The sequence below is a fragment of the Mycobacterium sp. genome, from assembly GCF_049673265.1.
Lineage (GTDB): Bacteria > Actinomycetota > Actinomycetes > Mycobacteriales > Mycobacteriaceae > Mycobacterium.
On the sequence record NZ_JBATXN010000279.1, the window covers coordinates 1 to 6,143 of the forward strand.

At 62.8% G+C, this 6,143-nt stretch carries 6 protein-coding genes; 4 read left to right on the forward strand and 2 right to left on the reverse strand.

Features of this window, described 5'->3' with window-relative positions; all coding sequences use genetic code 11:
• From WBF82_RS09710 to WBF82_RS09725, 4 genes are all read left to right on the forward strand, one after another.
• A partial coding sequence (locus WBF82_RS09710) for a cobalamin-dependent protein (protein ID WP_424382831.1) occupies window positions 1–592 on the forward strand: 592 nt, incomplete at its 5' end.
• Between the two features lie 4 nt (window positions 593–596).
• Window positions 597–1,595: a methylmalonyl Co-A mutase-associated GTPase MeaB gene (gene meaB / locus WBF82_RS09715; RefSeq protein WP_424382832.1), complete on the forward strand. Its 999-nt coding sequence runs from the start codon at window positions 597–599 to the stop codon at window positions 1,593–1,595.
• A gap of 41 nt (window positions 1,596–1,636) precedes the next feature.
• Entirely contained in the window at window positions 1,637–2,902 is a 1,266-nt protein-coding gene (locus tag WBF82_RS09720) for a serine hydrolase domain-containing protein (RefSeq protein WP_424382833.1), read from the forward strand.
• A gap of 183 nt (window positions 2,903–3,085) precedes the next feature.
• Window positions 3,086–4,825, forward strand: a complete 1,740-nt coding sequence (locus tag WBF82_RS09725) for an AMP-binding protein (protein WP_424382834.1) — start codon at window positions 3,086–3,088, stop codon at window positions 4,823–4,825.
• An 89-nt stretch (window positions 4,826–4,914) separates the two neighbouring features.
• Here WBF82_RS09725 and WBF82_RS09730 read toward each other — a convergent pair whose 3' ends face one another.
• Both WBF82_RS09730 and WBF82_RS09735 read right to left on the reverse strand, forming a co-directional pair.
• Window positions 4,915–5,541 carry a class I SAM-dependent methyltransferase gene (locus WBF82_RS09730; protein ID WP_424382835.1) on the reverse strand — a complete coding sequence of 209 codons (627 nt, stop codon included), beginning with the start codon at window positions 5,539–5,541 and terminating at the stop codon, window positions 4,915–4,917.
• A gap of 149 nt (window positions 5,542–5,690) precedes the next feature.
• The coding region (locus WBF82_RS09735) for a GAP family protein (protein ID WP_424382836.1) at window positions 5,691–6,143 on the reverse strand (453 nt) is incomplete at its 5' end.

The window sequence follows — 6,143 nt, forward strand, 5'->3', positions numbered from 1 at the left end:
GGCTATCAACGCCGCTCGGGCCAAGGCCACGGTCGGCGAGATCTCCGATGCGCTGGAGAAGGTATATGGGCGGCACCAGGCCGAGATCCGTACCATCGCCGGGGTCTACCGCGATGAAGCTGGAAAGGCCGGCAACATGGTCACCGCCACTGAACTCGTCGAGAAATTCGCCGAGGCCGACGGCCGTCGTCCCAGAATTCTGGTGGCCAAGATGGGCCAGGACGGTCACGATCGTGGGCAGAAGGTGATCGCAACGGCGTTCGCCGACATCGGCTTTGACGTCGACGGCGGGTCGCTGTTCTCCACACCGGACGAGGTAGCACGCCAGGCCGCCGACAACGACGTCCATGTGGTCGGGGTGTCCTCGTTGGCAGCCGGCCACCTGACACTGGTTCCCGCGCTGCGAGACTCACTGGCCGAAGTAGGCCGGCCCGACATCATGATCGTGGTGGGCGGAGTCATCCCGCCGGGCGATTTCGACGAGCTGTACGCCGCCGGCGCCACCGCGATCTTCCCGCCCGGCACCGTGATCGCTGACGCCGCAATCGATCTGCTGAAGAAGCTGGCCGAGCGCCGCGGGTACACCCTCTAGCCCCATGGCGACTGAGAACGGCGACAGCGTTGACGAACTCGCCGCAGCTGTTTGCGACGGCGACCGTGCGGCGCTGCCGCGCGCCATCACGCTGGTCGAATCCACCCGCGCCGACCATCGCGAGCGGGCACAGCAGCTGCTGCTGGCGCTGATGCCGGCGGCCGGCAACGCCCATCACGTCGGCATCACCGGGGTGCCTGGAGTCGGCAAATCGACCACCATCGAAGCGCTCGGCATGTACCTGATCGGTCGCGGACATCGGGTGGCAGTGCTGGCTGTCGACCCGTCGTCGACTCGCACCGGCGGATCGATCTTGGGCGACAAGACCCGGATGCCGCAGCTGGCAAGCCATCCCGACGCCTACATCCGGCCGTCGCCGACATCGGGCACGCTCGGCGGAGTAGCCAAAGCGACCCGCGAAACCATCGTGTTGTTGGAGGCCGCCGGTTTCGACGTGATCCTGGTGGAGACTGTCGGGGTCGGCCAATCGGAGGTGGCGGTGTCCAACATGGTCGACACCTTCATCTTCCTGACTCTGGCGCGTACGGGTGATCAGTTGCAGGGCATCAAGAAAGGCGTCCTGGAACTCGCCGACATCGTCGTGGTGAACAAAGCCGACGGCGAGCACCTTGGTGAGGCACGCTCGGCCGCGCGTGAACTTTCCGGAGCGATCCGGCTAATCTATCCGCGCGAAACGCTTTGGCGTCCACCGGTTCTTACCATGAGCGCGTTGGAAGGTACTGGATTAGAAGAGCTATGGGAAACCGCCGAGCGACATCGGAAGGTGCTCAGCGAGGCGGGTGAGTTCGAGGCGCGCCGGCGTACCCAGCAGGTCGACTGGACCTGGCAGATGGTCCGGGACACAGTCCTAGACCGGGTACTCTCCAACCCCGCGGTGCGCAAAGCCCGCGCGGAGGTCGAGCGCCAGGTCCTGGCTGGGGAATTGACGCCGGCACTGGCGGCTCAGCAAATACTTAAGCTCAGCTCGATAACGGATAGGTAAATCTTGAGTTGTTTGCGAGCGGCAACGGTAAATTCGACAGTATGACCCTCGAAGTGGTGGGCAATCGCCGGTCGGTGCTGCCGCGCGGTGTTCACGGCGCAGCCGATCCGCACTTTGCTTGCGCGGTGCGCAGCTTCGCCGGGCTGTTCCTGGGGCGCCGATTCGGTGGCGGTGCGATGGCGGTCTATCTCGACGGCGAACCGGTGGTGGACGTCTGGACCGGATGGGCGGATCGGCGCGGACGCGTGCCATGGTCGGCAGACACCGCAGCCATGGTGTTCTCCGCAACAAAAGGCATGGCTTCGACCGTTATTCATCGGCTCGCTGACCGCGGATTGATCGATTACGACGCGCCGGTCGCCGAGTACTGGCGGAAGTTCGGTGCCAACGGCAAAGCGAACATCACCGTCCGCCAGGTGATGCGGCACCGAGCGGGTCTGTCGGCGTTGCAGGGCGCCAGCAAGGAAGACTTGCTGAATCACGAAGTGATGGAAGAGCGCCTTGCGGCAGCACCCGCGGGATACTCGTTCGACAAACCGGCGTATCACGCGCTGACCTACGGCTGGCTGATGTCGGGTCTGGCCCGGGCGATCACCGGCAAGGGTATGCGCGAGCTGATCCGCGAGGAGCTGGCGGAGCCGCTCGACACCGACGGCTTGCATCTGGGCCGTCCGCCCGTCGAATCACCAACCCGCCCAGCGCAGATCATCATGCCGCAGAGCGCGATCGCCAATCCGGTATTCAACGCGGTAGCACCGAAAATCGCAGCGCTGCCACTATCCGGCGGATTCGGCGCCATGTATTTCCCGGGTATGAAAGCCTTTGTGCAAGGCGATATCCCGATGATGGACGCCGAGATGCCAGCCGCCAACGGAGTGGCGACCGCGCGTGGACTGGCTCGGATGTACGGCGCGATCGCCAATGGCGGCCAAATCGACGGCACCCAGTTCCTGTCCCGTGAGCTGGTGGCAGGCCTGACAGGGCGAAAGAGCCTGCGGCCGGACCGCAATATCTTGGTGCCGATGGCATTTAACCTCGGCTATCACACCGTGCCGTTCAACGCGATGCCTGGATTCGGTCATATCGGACTTGGCGGCTCACTCGGTTGGGCCGATCCCGCAAGCGGTCTGGCGGTCGGATACGTGCACAACCGGCTGCTGTCACCCTTAGTTCTGGTCGATCACGCCGGATTCGTCTTGACGAACAGCTTGATCCGGCGGGCCGCCACCGAGGCCCGGAATCACGGGCTGGAAAGGGTGGCCGACTTCGGCTCGCCCTTCCCGGAGCCGGGAGCCGTTGCCGGCTAACCGGTTTACCAAGCACTCTTCAGCTGGAAACCGACCTTCAAGGTCACCTGGAAATGCGTGCGGCCCGGCCCTGGCGAACCGTTGCAAGCCGGGCCGTGTCGTTACGACATCGCAGCACTACAATTACGTGGGAACTCAACATTTGGCGGGCGCAGCGGCGACCGATGAAGTAAAGAGATACCTGTGAGCGGTTCTTTCATTTCGGATGTGCTGCGTGAGCGTGCCGGTTTCAGGCCGAATGGCACTGCCTTCACGTTCGTTGACTACGAGCAGGATTGGGCCGGTGTTACCAAAAGCCTTACCTGGTCTCAGGCGTATCGGCGAACCTTAAACGTTGCACATGAGCTCGGCCTTCGCGCGTCGACTGGCGACCGGGCGGTGATATTGGCACCACAGGGGCTCGACTACATCGCCGCGTTTCTGGGAGCGTTGCAGGCCGGGCTCATCGCAGTTCCGCTTTCGGCTCCTATGGGCGGCGCCCACGATGAGCGGGTTGATTCGGTCCTGCATGACACATCGCCGTCGGTCATTTTAACGACCTCCTCAGTCGTCAGCGATGTCTGCAAGTACGCCCAACCACACAACGGTGAATCCGGTCCATCAGTCATCGAGGTTGATTCGCTGGACCTGGACTACTCCCGAGCAGCGCCGCGCAGGCTCGCTACTCGACCCGCTACTGCCTACTTGCAATACACGTCTGGGTCGACCCGTCGGCCCGCCGGGGTCATGATCTCGCACCGGAATCTTCTGGCCAACTTCAAACAGATCACGTCCGACTACTTTCTGGAGTATGGAAAGGTTGCTCCGCCGGGCACCGCTACTGTGTCGTGGCTGCCGTTCTATCATGATCTGGGTTTGATTTTAGGAATTTGCGCACCGATTCTGGCCGGAGTCCCGGGCGTGTTCACGAGTCCGGTGGCGTTTTTGCAGCGTCCAGCCCGCTGGATGCAATTGCTTGCCAGCAGTGGTCATGTGTTTTCCGCGGCGCCGAACTTCGCTTTCGACTTGGCGGCACGGAAAACCACCGACGAGGACATGGCCGGGCTGGATCTCGGGGACGTGCTAATCATCCAAAACGGTGCCGAGCGAGTGCAGCCCACGACGCTGCGGCGCTTTACTGAGCGGTTCGCCAAGTTCAATCTCCGCGACACGGTGATACGACCCTCGTATGGGCTTGCAGAAGCAACAGTCTACGTGGCGACCCGGGCACCGGCTCAACCGCCACGAATCGTGCACTTCGAATCGGACAAACTGTCCGCCGGCCGCGCGAAGCGCTGCGAAAGCGGAGACGGTAGGCCGCTCATCAGTTACGGCGCACCGCGGTCGCAGACAATCCGCATCGTCGATCCCGATACCTGTATCGAGTGTCCCCCAGAAACCGTCGGTGAGATCTGGGTGCATGGCGCGAACGTCGCGACGGGCTATTGGCAGAGACCTCAAGAGACGGAAAGCACCTTCGGCGCAAGGCTTCTCACTTCGTCCACTGGCACGCCGCAAGAGCCTTGGCTACGTACCGGGGACTCGGGCTTCTTCTTCGATGGCGAGTTGTTCATCATCGGCCGCAATAAGGACCTGTTGATCGTCTATGGGCGCAACCACTCTCCCGACGACATCGAGGCGACGGTCTGGGAGATCACGCGGGGACGTTGCGCGGCGATATCGGTCCGGGATGAGGACACGGAGAAGCTGGTCGCGATCGTCGAGTTCACGATGCGTGCGGACTCCGACGAGATCGCGATGGATAAGCTCGTCAGCGTCAAAGGCGAAGTTAGCTCGGCGATTTCAAACTCGCACGGTCTCGCTGTCGCGGATCTCGTTCTGGTAGCACCTGGTTCGATTCCTATCACCACCAGTGGCAAGGTCAGGCGGGCGGCGTGCGCCGAGCAGTACCGGCAAAATCAATTCATCCGCTTGGATGCTTAAGCACGCCGCCAATAAGGCTTCCGCGAGGAAACTTGCCCTGGCAAGTTTTGCAAGCCGCATTGATGTCGAGCCCCGCGCCAACCAGTTAGTCAAAAGATGTAGCCGCCGACAGCCCATGCCCGTTTCGCCGGTCGCTCAATCACCTTGGTGGGCTTGCCGTCCTTAAATAGGGCGTCCTGGCGCACCACACCCCTGCGGACCGCGTCGCCCCACGCCCTCGCCGGCCCCATGCCGTAGGAACGCCAGGGGCACAGATCATCCATGATTACCACCGTTTCGCGGGTGCATAGCGCGCACACGTTGGTCAGGTCAGCCTGGGCGACCTCGTACTCATGCCCGCCGTCGATGAACACCAGATCGAACCGCGAATCGGGATTGCGACGGGCGTATTCCGGCACGCTCTCGCGGGAGTCTCCGTAGATCAGCGTATGCCGGCCGGGGAATTTGCTGTCGATCAACTTCTTAGCCGTCCGCACCGATGCATGCTCGTTCAGGTCAAACGCAACGACATGGGTGTGGGGGTGGGCGTTGAGGAAGGCGTAGCTTGAGGTGCCGGTATTGAATCCGATTTCTGCAATCCGGCGCGCGTTTGTGCGCTGCACGATGGACATCAGGAAGCGCAGTTGTCGTGCGGAACTCGTTCCCTCCATGGGGAATCGCCCTCGCAGCCACAGATACCGCAGGATCTCCCACTGAATCCCTCTCGCGCCCTGCACTGACGTTAACCTCTTTCCAGCCGTGACCGAGCAGCAAGCAAATCATCGATTAAAGTCTCGATCACCCGTCCCGTCCCTAACTTCACCGAGTCGGCCTCGCTTAGACGCTGTTGGCGCCGGGGAGAATCGTAGCGCGCAAGCTGACCACCTCAGACGCTTCCTATCCCGCTGGCCAGTAGGAAGACTCCCGTCACCGCGGCGATGGCGGGGAGGAGCTGCCGACGGTGAGCTCGCATCCAGTCGTGTGCGTGCAGCATGACCGCGTGGGTCCTCTCCGGTGTCACCAGGTAGCTGACGAGCGGGATCTCGACGGCTGCAAGCACCACAACGGTGAACATCATTGCTGCGCTGATCTGCGTAACCATAGCGGCGCCCGAGGTCAGGATGGCGGCGATTGCGACCTGATACTCGACGTGCGGCGGCGCTGATCCGAAGCCGGCCACAAACGGCACCCACAGACACCCGCCTACCAGCGCACCGCGGGCGCGCGTCGACAGCCGGCAAAATGCGTTCGCTGGGCTCGGCTCCGATACCAGAACCGGCGAATCACCGCTGGGTATCGCCACCGTCGCTCGGTGACGCAATCGCGCGGACAGTAGCGC